The organism is Streptomyces luomodiensis, from assembly GCF_031679605.1.
Taxonomy (GTDB): Bacteria; Actinomycetota; Actinomycetes; order Streptomycetales; family Streptomycetaceae; genus Streptomyces; species Streptomyces luomodiensis.
The window spans coordinates 3,710,395-3,728,418 of the sequence record NZ_CP117522.1; the positions used below are offsets into that span (position 1 = coordinate 3,710,395).

Annotated in this window: 3 protein-coding genes (1 of these 3 only partly in view); all 3 read right to left on the bottom strand. The window is 71.1% G+C overall.

Features of this window, described 5'->3' with window-relative positions; translation table 11 throughout:
* Positions 1 to 15,624 carry the beginning of a type I polyketide synthase gene (locus tag PS467_RS15500; protein WP_311035772.1) on the bottom strand. The gene continues 18,075 nt to the left of window position 1, outside the view, so the window shows 15,624 of its 33,699 coding nt (coding positions 1-15,624); the start codon lies at positions 15,622 to 15,624; its stop codon lies beyond the left edge, outside the window.
* A 349-nt stretch (positions 15,625 to 15,973) separates the two neighbouring features.
* A complete protein-coding gene (locus tag PS467_RS15505; protein WP_311035773.1) occupies positions 15,974 to 17,515 on the bottom strand; it encodes a PH domain-containing protein in 1,542 nt (513 codons plus the stop codon).
* Positions 17,512 to 18,012, bottom strand: coding sequence for a PH domain-containing protein (locus tag PS467_RS15510; RefSeq protein ID WP_311035774.1), 501 nt, complete (start codon positions 18,010 to 18,012; stop codon positions 17,512 to 17,514). Before PS467_RS15510 ends, PS467_RS15505 begins: the two co-directional genes overlap by 4 nt.
* Between the last annotated feature and the right edge of the window lie 12 nt (positions 18,013 to 18,024).

An 18,024-nucleotide genomic window follows, 5' to 3' on the forward strand; every position in this document is an offset into this window, starting at 1 on the left:
GTCCCGCTCGGCCGGCTCCACCGGTTCCTCGACCACCGGGGCCTGCTCGATGATGGTGTGCGCGTTGGTGCCGCTGATCCCGAACGAGGAGATACCCGCACGGCGCGGGCGGCCGGTCTCCGGCCACTCCACCCGCTCCGTCAGCAGCGAGACGGCCCCCGCCGACCAGTCCACATGCGGCGACGGCTCATCCACGTGCAACGTCTGCGGCAGCACACCGTGCCGCATCGCCAACACCATCTTGATGATGCCCGCCACACCGGCCGCGGCCTGGGTGTGCCCGATGTTGGACTTGATCGACCCCAGCCACAACGGCCGGTCGCCGTCGCGCTCCTGACCGTAGGTGGCCAGCAGGGCCTGGGCCTCGATCGGGTCGCCCAGCGTCGTGCCCGTGCCGTGCGCCTCGACCGCGTCCACATCACCGGCCGACAGCCCGGCGCTGGCCAGCGCCTGCCGAATGACACGCTGCTGGGAGGGACCGTTCGGCGCCGTCAGACCATTCGACGCACCGTCCTGGTTGATCGCGCTGCCGCGCACGACCGCGAGCACCGGGTGGCCGTTGCGGCGGGCGTCCGACAGCCGCTCGACCAGCAGCATGCCCACGCCCTCGCCCCAACCGGTGCCATCGGCCCCGGCCGCGAACGCCTTGATCCGGCCGTCGGCGGCCAGTCCGCGCTGACGGCTGAAGTCGATGAAGCTCTCGGGGGTGGACATCACCGTGACGCCACCCGCGAGCGCCATCGTGCACTCGCCCTGCCGCAGCGCCTGAACGGCCATGTGGAGTGCCACCAGCGACGACGAACACGCCGTGTCGACCGTGACCGCCGGCCCCTCCAGACCGAAGGTGTAAGCGACGCGGCCGGACACCACACTCGCCGCGTTACCCGTGCCCAGATGACCCTCCAGGCCCTCCGGCGGGGTGGAGACCAGCCCGGCGTAGTCCTGGCCGTTGGTACCCGCGAAGACACCGGTACGGCTGCCGCGCAGCGTGGCCGGGTCAATACCCGCACGCTCGAACGCCTCCCACGACGTCTCCAGCAACAGCCGCTGCTGCGGATCCATCGCCAGCGCCTCACGCGGCGAAATGCCGAAGAACGCCGCGTCGAAGTCCCCGGCGTCGTAGAGGAAACCACCCTCACGCGTATACGACGTCCCCTGACGCTCCGGATCCGGGTCATACAGCCCCGCCAGATCCCAGCCACGGTCGGACGGGAACTCCGCAATCGCGTCCCCACCCGCCGCCAGCAGCTCCCACAACTCCTCCGGCGACCGCACCCCACCCGGGAAACGACAGCTCATCGCCACGATCGCGATCGGATCGCCGTCAACGGCCACGGCGGGGGCGTCGGTCGGATCGCCGGTCACCGCCACTTCCGCGCCGAGCAGTTCGGTCCGCAGGTAGTCGGCGAGGGCGGTGGCGTTCGGGTAGTCGTAGATCAGCGTGGCGGGCAGCCGCAGGCCGGTGGCCGCGTTCAGCCGGTTGCGGAGTTCGACGGCGGTGAGCGAGTCGAAACCCAGCTCCTTGAACGCCCGCCCGGCCTCGACCGCCTCGGCCCCGCCGTGCCCCAGCACCGACGCGACCTGCGCACGCACCAACTCCAGCAACGTCTGCGTGCGCTCGGTCTCCGGCAGACCCGACAGCCGCTCCGCGAGCGTGCCGGTCCCTGCGGTGACGGCCGGGCGCGGCGCGCCCTCGGCGGCCTGCACCGGACGCGCCTCGGGCAGCTCGCCGAACAGCACACTCGGCCGCACGGCGGTGAACTCGGCGAGGAACTGGTCCCAGTCGATGTCCGCGACCGTCACAGCGGTGTCATCGAGATCCAGCGCCTGCCGCAACGCGGCCAGCGCCGACTCGGGCGCCATCGGCGGCACCCCATCCCGGCGCATCCGCCGCGCCAACGCCTCGTCAGCGGCCATGCCGCCCTCGGCCCACGGACCCCACGCAATCGAGGTCGCGGGCAGCCCGTCAGCACGCCGCCGCTCAGCCAACGCATCCAAGTAGGCGTTGGCGGCGGCGTAATTACCCTGCCCGGCCGCACCCACCGAACCCGAGATCGAGGAGAACAGCACGAACGCCGAAAGGTCCAGCTCACGCGTCAGCTCGTCCAAATGACGTGCGGCATCGGCCTTCGCCCGGAGCACCGAGGCAAACCGCTCCGGCGTGAGCGAATCCAGTACGCCGTCGTCCAGCACACCAGCCGCATGCACCACAGCCGTCAGCGGAAGCTCCGCCGGAAGCCCGGCCAACAGCTCCGCGAGCGCATCCCGGTCCGCCACATCACACGCGGCAACCGTCACCCGAGCACCCGAAGCCACCAGCTCATCCCGCAGCTCCACCGCACCCGGAGCCTCCAGCCCACGACGACTGGTCAACACCACATGCTCAGCACCCTGGCCCACCAACCACCGCGCCACCAGCGCACCCAACGCACCCGTGCCACCCGTCACCAACACCGAACCAGCACCCGGCGCCCACCCACCGTCCGAGGCCGACGCCGGGGCCGAAGCCCGCACCAACCGACGCCCGAAGACACCCGAGGCCCGCACCGCGACCTGGTCCTCGCCACCGGCACCGGCCAACACACCGGCCAGCCTCCCCAGCGCACGCTCGTCGGCCGTCTCGGGAAGGTCGACCAGACCCCCCCACCGCTCGGGCAGCTCCAACCCCGCCACCCGGCCAAGACCCCACACCAACGCCTGGCCAGGGCTCACCACACCATCGGAACGCCCGACCGACACCGCACCCCGCGTCGCCACCCACAACGGCGCACCCACACCCGCATCACCCAACGCCTGCACCAGCGCGGCGGTACGCGGCAGAGCGGACTCGGACCCGACCGCCAGCAGGGAGAACACCCCTGCCACCGAACCGCCCACGACCGCCGTCCGCAGTTCCTCCGCCAGCCCGGCGCGGTCCACCGCGCTCGACTCGACCACGCGCACATCAACACCACGCCCGGCCAGCGTCCGCACCGCACCCGTGGCCCAGGCACCCTCGGCCTCACCCGCGGGAACGACCACCAGCCAGCAGCCACCCAACACACCAGCCGCCGACCGCTCCGTCACCGGCTTCCACGACACCCGGTAACGCCAGCCATCCACCGCCGTACGCAACGACTCCTGCCGCCGCCACGACGACAACGCCGGCAACACCTCACCCAGCGAAAGCCCCGGATCCACCGCGAGCTCCGCCGCCAGCGCGGCCACATCCCCGCGCTCCACCACATCCCAGAACCGCCCGTCGACGGCACCGCCCGGCGCAACCTCCGGCGCCGCCGGAACCTCCTCCCACCAGTAGCGGGTGCGCTGGAAGGCATACGTCGGCAGCTCAACCCGCCGCGCACCGGTGCCCTCGAAGAAGCGACCCCAGTCCGGGGACTGGCCCCGAACATGCAGCACGGCGAGGGCAGCGGTCACCGACTCGGCCTCGGCACGGTCCTTCCTCAGCGCGGCGACGAACGCGGCGTCGGACGCGGGATCGGTCACGCACTCCTGCGCCATCGCCGACAGCACACCATCAGGACCCAGCTCAACGAAGGTCGTCACACCCTCCGCTTCCAACGCCCGCACACCGTCGAGGAAACGCACGGCCTCACGGACATGCCGCACCCAGAAGTCGGCCGTCGTGATCTCCTCAGCGGAGACGACCGTCCCGGTGAGGTTGGAGACGATCGGGATGCGCGGAGCCTCGTAGGTCAGCCCCTGCGCCACCTCGCGGAACGCCTCCAGCATCCCGTCCATACGGGGCGAGTGGAAGGCGTGGCTGACGGTGAGCCGCTTGGTCTTACGGCCCTGGGCCTCGAACGACGCCGCGATCTCCAGAGCCGCGTCCTCGTCACCCGCGATGACGACGGAGGAAGGCCCGTTGAGTGCGGCGATCGAGACGCGCTCGGTCAGCAGCGGCGCCACCTCGTCCTCCGACGCCTGGACAGCGATCATCGCGCCACCGGCCGGCAGCTCCTGCATCAGCCGCCCACGGGCCGCCACCAACGTGCACGCGTCCGCGAGGGACAGCACACCCGCCACATGTGCGGCAGCCAGCTCACCGATCGAATGCCCGGACAGGAAGTCCGGCGTCAGCCCCCACGCCTCGACCAGCCGGAACAGCGCCACCTCGATGGCGAACAGCGCGGGCTGAGTGAACCCGGTCTGGTCGAGCGCCTCGGCATCGTCCCCGAACAGCACATCCCGCAGCGGCCGCTCCAGATGCAGATCCAGATGCGCACACACCTCATCCAACGCATCCGCGAACACCGGATAGGCGTCATACAGCTCACGGCCCATCCCCAGCCGCTGGCTGCCCTGCCCCGTGAACAGGAACGCCACCTTGCCCTCGGCCACCGAGCCCTCGACCACGCCCGGGGCGGCCTCGCCCCGGGCCAGCGCGTCGAGCGCCCGCAACAGGGCGTCCCGGTCACCGACGGTCAGCACCGCACGCCGCTCCAGGGCAGCACGGCCGATGGCCAGAGTGTGGGCGACGTCGAGCGGCGCCGACTCCGGCCGCTCCGCGAGATGAGCCTGCAGCCGCGCGGCCTGCTCCCGCAGCGCTTCGGCGTTCTTGCCCGACAGCACGAACGGCAGCACACCGCCAAGACCGTCCCGCTCGGCCGGCTCCACCGGTTCCTCGACCACCGGGGCCTGCTCGATGATGGTGTGCGCGTTGGTGCCACTGATACCGAACGAGGAGATACCCGCACGACGCGGACGACCGGTCTCCGGCCACTCCTGCGCCTCGGTCAGCAGCGACACCGCACCCGACGACCAGTCCACATGCGGCGACGGCTCATCCACGTGCAACGTCTGCGGCAACACACCATGCCGCATCGCCAACACCATCTTGATGATGCCCGCCACACCGGCCGCGGCCTGCGTGTGCCCGATGTTGGACTTGATCGACCCCAGCCACAACGGCCGGTCGCCGTGCCGCTCCTGACCGTAAGTGGCCAGCAGGGCCTGCGCCTCGATCGGGTCACCCAGCGTCGTGCCCGTACCGTGCGCCTCGACCACATCCACATCACCGGCCGACAACCCGGCGCTGGTCAGTGCCTGCCGGATCACCCGCTGCTGCGACGGACCGTTCGGCGCCGTCAGACCATTCGACGCACCATCCTGGTTAATCGCACTGCCCCGGACCACCGCGAGCACCGGGTGGCCGTTGCGACGGGCGTCCGACAGCCGCTCCACCAGCAGCATGCCCACGCCCTCGCCCCAACCGGTGCCATCCGCACCAGCCGCGAACGCCTTGATCCGCCCATCCGCCGCAAGCCCGCGCTGACGGCTGAAGTCGATGAAGCTCTCAGGAGTGGACATCACCGTGACACCACCCGCGAGCGCCATCGAGCACTCACCCTGCCGCAGCGCCTGCACCGCCAGATGCAGCGCCACCAGCGACGACGAACACGCCGTGTCAACCGTGACCGCCGGACCCTCAAGGCCAAAGGTGTAAGCGACGCGGCCGGACACCACACTCGCCGCGTTACCCGTGCCCAGATGACCCTCCAGGCCCTCCGGCGCCTGCATCAGCAACGACAGATAGTCCTGACCGTTGGTCCCGGCGAAGACACCGATCTGCTCACCGCGCAGCGCGTTCGGGTCGATACCCGCACGCTCGAACGCCTCCCACGACGTCTCCAGCAGCAACCGCTGCTGCGGATCCATGGCAAGGGCCTCACGCGGCGAAATACCGAAGAACGCCGCGTCGAAATCCCCGGCGTCGTAGAGGAAACCACCCTCACGCGTGTACGACGTCCCCTGACGCTCCGGATCCGGGTCATACAGCCCCGCCAGATCCCAGCCACGGTCGGACGGGAACTCCGCAATCGCGTCCCCACCCGCCGTCAACAGCTCCCACAACTCCTCCGGCGACCGCACCCCACCCGGGAAACGACAGCTCATCGACACGATCGCGATCGGATCATCGGCCACCTCGACCGCCGGCGCCACGGCACCGCCACTCACCACGGCATCCGAGCCCACCAGCTCCGTCCGCAGGTGGTCGGCGAGGGCGGTGGCGTTCGGGTAGTCGTAGATCAGCGTCACGGGCAGCCGCAGACCGGTCGCCCCGCTCAGCCGATTGCGCAGCTCAACAGCGGTGAGCGAGTCGAAGCCCAGCTCCTTGAACGCACGCCCGGCCTCAACCGCATCAGCCCCGCCATGCCCCAGCACCGACGCCACCTGCGCACGCACCAACTCCAGCAACGTCTGCGCACGCTCGGCCTCCGTCAGACCCGACAGCCGCTCCGCCAACGTCCCAGCCGCAGCAGGAACATCCAGGCGCGGCCCGCCCTCGACGGCCGGCGCGGGACGCGCCTCGGGCAGCTCCCCGAACAGCGCACTCGTCCGCACAGCAGTGAACTCGACAAGGAACCGATCCCAGTCGATGTCCGCGACCGTCACAGCGGTGTCATCGAGATCCAATGCCCGCTGCAACGCGGCAACAGCGGACTCGGGCGCCATCGGCGGCACGCCATCGCGCCGCATCCGCCGCTCGAACGCCTCGTCAGCGGCCATGCCGCCCTCGGCCCACGGACCCCACGCGATCGACGTGGCGGGCAGCCCCTCAGCACGCCGCCGCTCAGCCAACGCATCCAGATAAGCATTGGCCGCCGCGTAATTACCCTGCCCAGCCGCACCCACCGAACCGGCGATCGAGGAGAACAGCACAAACGCCGAAAGGTCCAGCTCACGCGTCAGCTCATGGAGGTTCTGCGCGGACACGGCCTTGGCGCGCACCACCCGCTCCAGGCGCTCGGCGTCCAGCGCGTCCACGAGGCCGTCGTCCAGCACACCGGCCGCGTGCACGACGGCGGTCAGCGGGAACTCCGCCGGTATGGACACCAGCAGCTCGGCGAGCGCATCCCGGTCCGCCACATCACACGCGGCCACCGTCACCCGAGCACCCGAAGCCACGAGCTCGTCCCGCAGCTCCACCGCACCCGGTGCCTCCAGCCCACGACGACTGGTCAGCACCACATGCTCAGCACCATTGGCCACCAGCCAACGGGCCACACGAGCACCCAGCGCACCGGTACCACCCGTCACCAACACCGAACCAGCACCCGGCGCCCATCCACCGTCCGAGGCCGACGCCGGGGCCGAAGCCCGCACCAGCCGGCGCCCGAAGACACCCGAGGCCCGCACCGCGACCTGGTCCTCGCCACCGGCACCGGCCAGCACACCGGCCAGCCGTCCCAGCGCACGCTCATCGGCCGTCTCGGGAAGGTCGACCAGACCACCCCACCGCTCCGGCAGCTCCAACGCCGCCACCCGGCCAAGACCCCACACCAACGCCTGGTCCGGACTCACCACACCATCGGAACGCCCGACCGACACCGCACCCCGCGTCGCCACCCACAACGGCGCACCCACACCCGCATCACCCAACGCCTGCACCAACACAGCCGTACGCAGCAGACCCGACGCACCCTCGACCGCCAGCAGCGAGAACACCCCCGCCACCGAACCGCCCACGACCGCCGTCCGCAGCTCCTCCGCCAGCCCGGCGCGGTCCACCGCGCTCGACTCGACCACGCGCACATCGACGCCACGCCCGGCAAGCGTCCGTACCGCACCCGTGGCCCAGGCACCCTCGGCGTCGTCCGCGGGGACGACCACCAGCCAGCAGCCACCCAACACACCAGCCGCCGACCGCTCCGTCACCGGCTTCCACGACACCCGGTAACGCCAACCATCCACCGTCGAACGCAACGACTCCTGCCGCCGCCACGACGACAACGCCGGCAACACCTCACCCAGCGAAAGCCCCGGATCCACCGCGAGCTCCGCCGCCAGCGCGGCCACATCCCCGCGCTCCACCACATCCCAGAACCGCCCGTCGACGGCACCGCCCGGCGCAACCTCCGGCGCCGCCGGAACCTCCTCCCACCAGTAGCGGGTGCGCTGGAAGGCATACGTCGGCAGCTCAACCCGCCGCGCACCGGTGCCCTCGAAGAAGCGACCCCAGTCCGGGGACTGACCCCGGACATGCAGCAGGGCCAGGGCGGTGGTCACCGACTCGGCCTCCGCACGGTCCTTCCTCAGCGCCGCGACGAACGCGGCGTCGGACGCGGAATCGGTCACGCACTCCTGCGCCATCGCCGACAGCACACCATCAGGACCCAGCTCAACGAAGGTCGTCACACCCTCCGCTTCCAACGCCCGCACACCGTCGAGGAAACGCACGGCCTCACGGACATGCCGCACCCAGAAGTCAGCGCTGCTGATCTCCTCGGCGGAGACGACCGTCCCGGTGAGGTTGGAGACGATCGGGATACGCGGAGCCTCGTACGTCAGCCCCTCCGCGACCTCGCGGAACGCCTCCAGCATCCCGTCCATACGCGGCGAGTGGAACGCGTGGCTAACGGTGAGCCGCTTGGTCTTACGACCCTGCGCCTCGAAGCCCGCGGCGATCTCCACCGCCGCGTCCTCATCACCCGCGATGACGACGGAGGAAGGCCCGTTGAGCGCGGCAATGCTGACCCGCTCGGTCAGCAGCGGCGCCACCTCGTCCTCCGACGCCTGCACCGCGATCATCGCGCCACCGGCCGGCAGCTCCTGCATCAACCGCCCACGAGCCGCCACCAGCGTGCACGCGTCCGCGAGCGACAGCACACCCGCCACATGCGCGGCAGCCAGCTCACCAATCGAATGACCGGACAGGAAATCGGGACGCAGGCCCCACGCCTCCACCAGCCGGAACAGCGCCACCTCAACCGCGAACAGCGCAGGCTGAGTGAACCCCGTCTGATCCAATACAGCCGCGTCATCCCCGAACAGCACATCCCGCAGCGGCCGCTCCAGATGCAGATCCAGATGCGCACACACCTCATCCAACGCATCCGCGAACACCGGATAGGCGTCATACAGCTCACGCCCCATCCCCAGCCGCTGGCTGCCCTGCCCCGTGAACAGGAACGCCACCTTGCCCTCGACAGCCGACCCCTCGACCACATCCGGGACGGACTCGCCCCGGGCCAGCGCGTCCAGGCTCGCGAGGAACGCCTCGCGGTCCGTGGTGACGAGGGCGGCGCGCCGCTCCAGTGCGGCGCGGCTGGTGGCGAGTGAGAAGGCGAGGTCGGTCGCGCTCAGCTCGGGGTGGGTGCGCAGATGGGTGGCCAGCTGTGCGGCCTGGGCGTGCAGCGCCTGCCCGTCCTTCGCCGACAGCAGCCACGGCAGTGCGGTCAGTTCACGCGGCTCAGGCTGCTCGGCCGGGGCAACCGGCAGGGCCGGGGCCTGTTCGATGATGGTGTGCGCGTTGGTGCCACTGAGTCCGAACGAGGAGATACCCGCACGACGCGGACGACCGGTCTCCGGCCACTCCACCTGCTCCGTCAGCAGCGAGACGGCCCCCGCCGACCAGTCCACGTGCGGCGACGGCTCATCCACGTGCAACGTCTGCGGCAGCACACCATGCCGCATCGCCAGCACCATCTTGATAATGCCCGCCACACCGGCCGCGGCCTGGGTGTGCCCAATGTTGGACTTGATGGACCCCAGCCACAACGGCCGGTCCGCGTCCCGCTCCTGGCCATACGTGGCCAGCAACGCCTGCGCCTCGATCGGGTCACCCAGCGTCGTACCCGTACCGTGCGCCTCGACCACATCCACATCACCGGCCGACAGCCCCGCACCGGCCAGCGCCTGCCGGATGACGCGCTGCTGCGAGGGACCGTTCGGCGCCGTCAGACCATTGGACGCACCGTCCTGGTTGATGGCCGAGCCCCGCACGATGGCCAGCACCGGGTGGCCGTTCTTCTCCGCGTCCGACAGCCGCTCCACCAGCAGCATGCCCACGCCCTCGCCCCAACCGGTGCCATCCGCACCGGCCGCGAACGCCTTGATCCGCCCATCCGCCGCAAGCCCACGCTGACGGCTGAAGTCGACGAACGCCTCGGGCGTGGACATCACCGTGACGCCACCCGCGAGCGCCATCGAGCACTCGCCCTGCCGCAGCGCCTGAACGGCCATGTGGAGTGCCACCAGCGACGACGAACACGCCGTGTCGACCGTGACCGCCGGCCCCTCCAGACCGAAGGTGTAAGCGACGCGGCCGGACACCACACTCGCCGCGTTACCCGTGCCCAGATGACCCTCCAGGCCCTCCGGCGGGGTGGAGACCAGCCCGGCGTAGTCCTGGCCGTTGGTACCCGCGAAGACACCGGTACGGCTGCCGCGCAGCGTGGCCGGGTCAATACCCGCACGCTCGAACGCCTCCCACGACGTCTCCAGCAACAGCCGCTGCTGCGGATCCATCGCCAACGCCTCACGCGGGGAAATACCGAAGAACGCCGCGTCGAAATCCCCGGCGTCGTAGAGGAAACCACCCTCACGCGTATACGACGTCCCCTGACGCTCCGGATCCGGGTCATACAACCCCGCCAGATCCCAGCCACGGTCGGACGGGAACTCCGCAATCGCGTCCCCACCCGCCGTCAGCAGCTCCCACAACTCCTCCGGCGACCGCACCCCACCCGGGAAACGACAGCTCATCGCCACGATCGCGATCGGGTCATCGGCCACCGCGACCGCCGGCGCCACGGCACCGCCACTCACCACGGCATCCGAGCCCACCAGCTCCGTCCGCAGGTGGTCGGCGAGGGCGGTGGCGTTCGGGTAGTCGTAGATCAGCGTGGCGGCCAGGCGCAGGCCGGTCGCCGCGTTCAGCCGGTTGCGCAGCTCGATCGCGGCCAGCGAGTCGAAGCCCAGCTCCTTGAACGCACGCCCGGCCTCGACCGCCTCGGCCCCGCCGTGCCCCAGCACCGACGCGACCTGCGCACGCACCAACTCCAGCAGCGCACTGTCCTGTTCGGCCCTCGGCAGGCCGCTCAGGCGCTCGCCGAGGGGGGAGGCGGCGTCGGCGTCGGTGACGACCTGGCCGGTGTCGGCGCCGGCCGTGGCGCGCGGTCCGGCCTCCGGCAGGTCGGCGATCAGCGGGCTCGGGCGTACGGCGGTGAGGGTGCGGGCGAAGTGCTCCCAGTCGATGTCCGCGACCGTCACAGCGGTGTCATCGAGATCCAGCGCCTGCCGCAACGCGGCCAGCGCCGACTCGGGCGCCATCGGCGGCATGCCCTCGCGGCGCATCCGCCGCTCCATGGCGTCGTCACCGGCCATGCCGGAGTCCGCCCACGGGCCCCAGGCGATCGAGGTAGCGGGCAGGCCCTCGGCACGCCGCCGCTCGGCCAACGCATCCAAGTAGGCGTTGGCGGCGGCATAGTTGCCCTGCCCGGCCGCACCCACCGAACCCGTGATCGAGGAGAACAGCACGAACGCCGAAAGGTCCAGCTCACGCGTCAGCTCGTCCAGATGCAGCGCGGCGTCGGCCTTCGCCCGGAGCACCGAGGCGAACCGCTCCGGCGTGAGCGAATCCAGTACGCCGTCGTCCAGCACACCAGCCGCGTGCACCACAGCCGTCAGCGGGAACTCCGCCGGTATGGACACCAGCAGCTCCGCGAGCGCTCCCCGGTCGGCCACATCACACGCGGCCACCGTCACCCGAGCGCCCGAAGCCACGAGCTCATCCCGCAGCTCCACCGCACCCGGAGCCTCCAGCCCACGACGACTGGTCAGCACCACATGCTCAGCACCGTTCGCCACCAACCAACGGGCCACATGAGCACCCAGCGCACCCGTACCACCCGTCACCAACACCGAACCAGCACCCGGCGCCCACCCACCGTCCGAGGCCGACGCCGGGGCCGAAGCCCGCACCAACCGACGCCCGAACACACCCGAGGCACGCACCGCAACCTGGTCCTCACCACCAGCACCGGCCAGCACACCCGCCAGCCGTCCCAACGCACGCTCATCCACCGACTCCGGCAGATCGACCAGACCACCCCACCGCTCCGGCAGCTCCAACGCCGCCACCCGACCAAGCCCCCACACCAACGCCTGGCCAGGGCTCACCACACCATCGGAACGCCCCACCGACACCGCACCCCGCGTCGCCACCCACAACGGCGCACCCACACCCGCATCACCCAACGCCTGCACCAACACAGCCGTACGCAACAGCCCCGACGCACCCTCGCCCACCGCGAGAAGCGACACCACACCCGTCACCGAGGTGTCGCCCACCGCCGTCCGCAGCTCCTCCGCCGCCCCGGCGCGGTCCCCAGCACCCAGCTCGGCCACGCGCACGTCCACACCACGCCCGGCCAGCGTCCGCACCACACCCGCACACCACGCGCCCTCGGCCTCACCGGCGGGCACCACAACCACCCAGCAGCTACCCGGCACACCGGCCGTCGACCGCTCCGTCACCGGCTTCCACGACACCCGGTAACGCCAACCGTCCACCATCCCACGCACCGACTCCTGCCGCCGCCACGACGACAACGCCGGCAACGCCTCACCCAGCGAAACCCCCGGATCCACCGCGAGCTCCGCCGCCAGCGCGGCCACATCCCCGCGCTCCACCACATCCCAGAACCGCCCGTCGACGGCACCGCCCGGCGCGACCTCCGACGCCGGTCCGGCCGGGGCGGGGGCGTTGAGCCAGTACCGCTGGCGCTGGAAGGCGTAGGTGGGCAGGTCGACCGTGCGGGCTCCGGTGGTGGCGTACGGGGCGGCCCAGTCGGCCTTCTTGCCCCGGACGTACGCCAGCGCCACGGCCGCGCTCAGGGTTTCGGCTTCGGGGCGCCCGCCGCGCAGCGCGGGGGCGTACGCGGTGCCGTCGGCGTCGGCGTCGGGCAGACAGTCCTGGGCCATGGCGGTGAGCACAGCGTCGGGGCCGAGCTCCAGGAAGGTGGTGGCGCCCTTGTCGGCGAGGGTCCGCACACCGTCGCGGAAGCGGACCGCCTCGCGGACATGGCTCACCCAGTACTCGGGCGAGCACAGCTCCTCGGCGGTGGCGACCCGCCCGGTGACGGTGGAGACCACGGGGATGCGCGGCGGCGCGTACTCCAGCACCTGGGCGACGCGCCGGAACTCGGCGAGCATGCCGTCCATGAGCGGCGAGTGGAACGCGTGGCTGACCGTGAGCCGCTTGGTCTTGCGGCCCTGTGCCTCGAAGCCCGCCGCGATCTCCAGAGCCGTCTCCTCGTCACCCGAGACGACGACGGAGTCGGGGCCGTTGACGGCGGCGATGCCGATCCGGTCCTCACGTCCGGCGAGCAGCGGCAGCACCTCGTCCTCGGACGCCTGCACCGCGATCATCGCGCCACCGGCCGGGAGCTCCTGCATCAGCCGGCCACGGGCGGCGACCAGCGCGGCGGCGTCCTCGAGGGACAGCACACCGGCCACATGGGCCGCGCTGAGCTCGCCGATGGAGTGTCCGGCGAGCAGGTCGGGGCGCAGCCCCCAGGACTCGATGAGGCGGTAGAGCGCGACCTCGACGGCGAACAGGGCGGGCTGGGTGTAGTCGGTGCGGTCGAGGAGGGCGGCCTCGGGGGTGCCCTCCTCGGCGAAGAGCACGTCGAGGAGCGGGCGTTCGAGCTGTTCCTCGAGGTACCAGCAGGCGTCGTCGAGGGCTTCGGCGAAGACGGGGTAGGCGTTGTAGAGCTCGCGGCCCATGCCGAGGCGCTGGCTGCCCTGTCCGGTGAACAGCAGGGCGAGCTTTCCGGCGGCGGGGGCGCCGCGGACGACGGACGGGCTGTCGCCGCCCTCGGCGAGGGTGCGCAGGGCGGCGAGGAAGCCGTCCCGGTCGCCGGCGAGGAGCACGGCGCGCTGCTCGAAGGTGGCGCGGGTGGTGGCCAGGGAGTGGCCGATGTCGGTGAGGGCGAGCCCGGGGTCCGACTCCAGCCACGCGTGCAGCCGCCGGGCCTGGTCGCGGAGGGCGTCGGGGGTCTTCGCGGACAGGGTCCAGGGCAGTACGGCGGGGGTCTGTCCGTCGGGCCGCGCGGTGGACTCGCCGTCGGCGTCCCGGGTTCCGCCGTGGCCGTCGGCGCCGCCCTGCTCCCCGGCGCCGTCCCGTGTCTCGGCGCCGTCCTGGGTCTCGGCGGGAAGCGGGGGCTGTTCGATGATGGCGTGGGCGTTGGTGCCGCTCATGCCGAACGAGGAGACGCCGGCGCGGCGCGGGCGGCCGTGTTCCGGCCAGGGCCGCGCCTCGGTCAGCAGTTCGATGTCACCGGTGGTCCAGTCGACGTGCGGGGTCGGCTCGTCGATGTGCAGGCTGCGCGGCAGGACGCCGTGGCGCATCGCCATGACCATCTTGATGATGCCGCCGACACCGGCCGCGGACTGGGTGTGGCCGATGTTGGACTTGAGCGAGCCGAGCCACAGCGGCTGGTCCGCCTCCCGCTCCTGGCCGTAGGTGGCCAGCAGCGCCTGCGCCTCGATCGGGTCGCCCAGCGTGGTGCCCGTGCCGTGTGCCTCGACCGCGTCCACCTCACCGGCCGACAGTCCGGCGTTGGCGAGGGCCTGGCGGATGACGCGCTGCTGGGCGGGGCCGCTGGGGGCGGTCAGACCGTTGCTGGCGCCGTCCTGGTTGATGGCGGTGCCGCGGACGACGGCCAGCACCCGGTGGCCGTGCCGACGGGCGTCCGAGAGCCGTTCGACGAGCAGCATGCCGACGCCCTCGCCCCAGGCGGTGCCGTCGGCGGCGGCGGCGAACGGCTTGCAGCGGCCGTCGGGGGCGAGTCCGCGCTGGCGGCTGAAGGCGATGAACGAGCCGGGGTTGGCCATGACCGCCGCGCCGCCCGCGAGCGCCATGGTGCACTCGCCCGCGCGCAGCGCCTGGACGGCCAGGTGGAGCGCCACCAGGGACGAGGAGCACGCGGTGTCGACGGTGACGGTGGGGCCTTCGAAGCCGAAGGTGTAGGCGATGCGGCCGGAGGCGACGCTGGCCGCGTTGCCGGTGACCAGATAGCCCTCGAAGCCCTGTTCGGCCTCGTGCAGCCGGGGTCCGTAGTCCTGGGTCTCGGCGCCGACGAACACACCGGCCCGGCCGCCCCGGAGGGTCGTGGGGTCGATCCCGGCGCGTTCGAAGACCTCCCAGGAGGTCTCCAGCAACAGCCGCTGCTGCGGATCCATCGCGAGCGCCTCACGCGGCGAAATTCCGAAGAACGCCGGATCGAACTCATCGGCGTCGTGCAGGAATCCGCCTTCGCGGGTATAGCTGCGGCCCGCCTTGTCCGGGTCGGGGTCGTAAAGCCCGGCGAGATCCCAGCCCCGGCTCACCGGGAATTCGGAGATGACGTCCTTTCCGTCCGCGACGATTTCCCAGAGTTCTTCGGGAGAGCCGACCGAACCGGGGAAACGGCAGCTCATTCCGATAATCGCGATGGGTTCATCGGCGGCTGTCGGACCGGTGCCGGTATCGGCCGAGAGGGCGTCGGCGCCGTCGTCGGCGCCCAGCAGTTCGGCCCGCAGACGGCGGGTGAGGTCGGCCGGGGTGGGGTGGTCGAAGGCGAGGGTGACCGGCAGCCGCAGTCCGGTGGCGGCGGTCAGCCGGGCGTGCAGATCGACCGTGGCGAGGGAGTCGAAGCCCAGGTCGAGGAAGGGACGTTCGGGGTCGAGGACGTCCGGCGCCTTGTCCTTGAGGGCCTGTGCGACGACCTCGCCGACCCATGCGCCGAGAGCCTCGGCGCGCTCGGCCTCGGGAAGTCCGGCGAGTCGGTCCCGCCACGGGGACACCTCTTCGGAGCTCGCGTCCTGAATTTCGGTGTGCTCGGGCGTGAAATCCACGGACTCACTCACCATCGCGCGCCCCATTACCTCGCAAGACATAACACCTAGACCGTAGGCCAGCCTTACACAGGGCAGGACGACGAGATACCCCTTCAAACCCCCTATGGACCCCTATCATCCCTTTAGGGTCCCGTATGCACTCACCCTTTCATAAGGGCCGCGCTTAACTCAGGGTGCATGAGAATTCTGGTGGCGACAAGGAGTACGGAGAAACAAGGCGTATTCAGAGGTCGAAACCGCGGCGGCGGGGAGGTCCGTGGCGGCAGTTAAGTCCTCAGAGGTGGAGGGGCGGCCTTTCGGTACGCCCCTCCACCTCTCGGGGGATCGCCAGTTGGTCATTGGGTGGTCAGCCACGGCCGGGCGTCCGCTCGATGAATGGGGCGAGCAGCCCGGGTACCGAGGTCTCGGCGAGGGCGATCCCCTGGTCTTCGGTCAGATCGTGCACGTGGTAGGCGCCCTCGCCGGCCGCGGTGGTGGCGCCGACGGTGAGCAGTCCCGCCCGGCGCTGGAAGGGTGTGCGGGAAATCTTCCAGCCGATGATGGCGTCGCGCTGGAGGGCTACGGTGCGGTGTGCGAACGTCCCGGAGGAGGCGACCAGATAGCGGCCGCGGAGCCCATGGCCGAGGGTGCGGTAGGCGTTGATGGCGAACGCCACCAGGAGCGGCACCAGCACCACAGCCGTGATCACTCCGGTGGTGATGAGCCAGCTGCCCAGCCACAGTCCCAGGCCCACCGGGACGGCCGCGATCAGGGCCGACCACATGAGGGCGCGGTTGATCCGGCGCCGCAGGGCGGCCCTGGGGTGCGGGAGGAGGCCCTCGCGCGCGATCAGGCCGGAGCCCGCCGGCAGCACCTCGGCGGCGACCCGCAGGGCCTCGGCGCGCGGGGTGGGAGAGGTCAGGGCACGACGCCTGCGGTTCTCGTCCTCGCCTCCCAGGCCGCTGGCGACGGCGTTGAGTTTGGCGCCCTTGGCCCAGCGCAGCGGAATGGGCTCGACGAGTTCGAGGCCGCGCAGATGTCGTTCTTCGATGGTCACGGAGCGGGTGATCAGCAGTCCGCGGCGGATGCGGAGCAGTCCGCCCTCCTCACGGCGCAGTTCGTAGCCGGCCCAGTTCTCGATGAAGGTGGCGGTGGAGCCGACCACGCCGAGGGCGACGATGACGACGACGGCCACCAGGATTCCGTACCACAGCGGAACGGAGCCGAAGCGGCGCTCGATGTCCTTGACGATGCCGAGTTCGAGCGGGTCGATCTTCATCTCGTTCAGGGTGCGGTACGCACTGCCCGCGGCGATGAAGACGCCGCCGACACCCCAGACGGTGAGCGGGCCGTAGCGCAGCCAGGACCAGTCCAGCCGGCAGATCACACCGTCGTTGTCGGCCACCGCACGGGACCGGCCGGCGTCGCGCAGGGTGATGATCCGGCGGCGCAGTTCGAGGGCGTCGGCCTTGGTGATGCCGTCGAGGGCGAGCCGGCGCGCGGCGGTGTCGCTCTGCTCCCCGCTGTCGATCCGCAGCGTGGTGAGGCCGAAGATCCGGTGAACCGGGTTGGCGGTGAGGTCGACGCCACGGATGCGGCCGACCGGGATCGAGCGCTCGCTGCGGAAGAGCAGACCGGTGTGGATCTCGAAGCGGTCCTCGGTGAGCCGGTAGCGGGTGGTGAACAGCCGCATCAGCCCGATGCCGCTGATGACCAGGAAGGTCACGAACAGCGACGCGAAGGTGATGACGACCTGGAGGTTGGTCTTGCCTCCGGTGAGGACGAGGCTGGCGAGGAACATGGCCAGCGGCGCGCCGAGGAAGGACAGATTGACCAGCAGCAGCCGGCTGTTCAGCCTTCCCCAGTCATGGCCGGCCGCCTGGGGCGGCGCCGTGGTGTCAGGTGTCATGTGGCGTCTCCGGGGGCCGCCTGGACGCGTGCGGCCAGGTAGTCGACCAGACCCTGGGCGACCTTGTGGTCGATGCCCTTGATCTTCACGGCGCCCGAGGAGGAGGCGGTGGCCACGGTGACACCGGAGAGTCCGAACATCTGCTGGAGCGGACCACGCAGGGTGTCCACCGTCTGAACCCGGGACAGCGGAACGACCCGCCACTGCTGCCAGAGCCAGCCGGACGCCGCGTAGACCGCCTCGTCGGTGGCCTCCCAGCGGTGGACCCGGTAACGCCAGGCCGGCATGACGGCCATGTAGAGCAGTCCGGGGAGGCACGAGATCAGCGTGGCCCACATGAAGAACTCACGCGTCGGGGGGATGGAGGCCCACAGGATCCCGAAGGTGAGGGGCAGGGGCAGGGCGAACAGTGCCGCCTGGAGAGTCCACCAGCCCATCGCACGGCGGTCGACCCGGTGGCGAGGGGGCCGGAGCCTCAGGTTGTCATGGCGTTCCACTGCTTCACCCTG